Below are 521 nucleotides of genomic sequence, written 5' to 3'. Positions count from 1 at the left end.
CGAACAGGTTGTGCACGCCGCCGGAGTTGGCGGTGCTCGGCAGGCCCAGCTTACGCCCGGAGTAGGTGCCGAGTACGTAGGAAACCAGCTCGCCCTTTTCCACGAACGGCTTGGCGTAAGTGGCCAGGCCATCGCCGTCGAAGGCCGCGCTGCCCAGCGCCCGCGGCAGGTGCGGGCGCTCGTCGAGGCTTAGCCACTCGGGGAATAGACGTTGCCCCAGCGCACCTTCGAGGAAGGAGGAATGGCGATACAGATTGCCGCCCGAGATTGCCGCCAGCAGGTGGCTGAACAATCCGCCGGCGAGTTCGGCAGCGAACAGCACCGGCACCTCGCAGGTCGGCACCGGCCGTGCGCCAAGGCGGCTGACCGCGCGCTCGGCAGCGCGCTGGCCGATCCCAGCGGCGTCGGCCAGCAGCTCGCCCTGGCGATTGACGTCGTACCAGTAGTCGCGCTGCATCTGGCCTTCGCCTTCGGCGATCATCACGCAACTCAGGCTGTGGCGGGGGCTCGCCTAACCGCCG

General features: G+C 68.7%; 1 pseudogene. It reads right to left on the bottom strand.

The annotated features are described in order from the left end of the window. A pseudogene (locus B2U07_RS19425) lies at positions 1 to 502 on the bottom strand (metallopeptidase TldD-related protein); the annotation flags it as partial. Between the last annotated feature and the right edge of the window lie 19 nt (positions 503 to 521).

Source organism: Pseudomonas sp. UBA7530, from assembly GCF_002479365.1.
Lineage (GTDB): Bacteria > Pseudomonadota > Gammaproteobacteria > Pseudomonadales > Pseudomonadaceae > Aquipseudomonas.
This window is presented reverse-complemented; position numbering and strand designations above follow the sequence as displayed.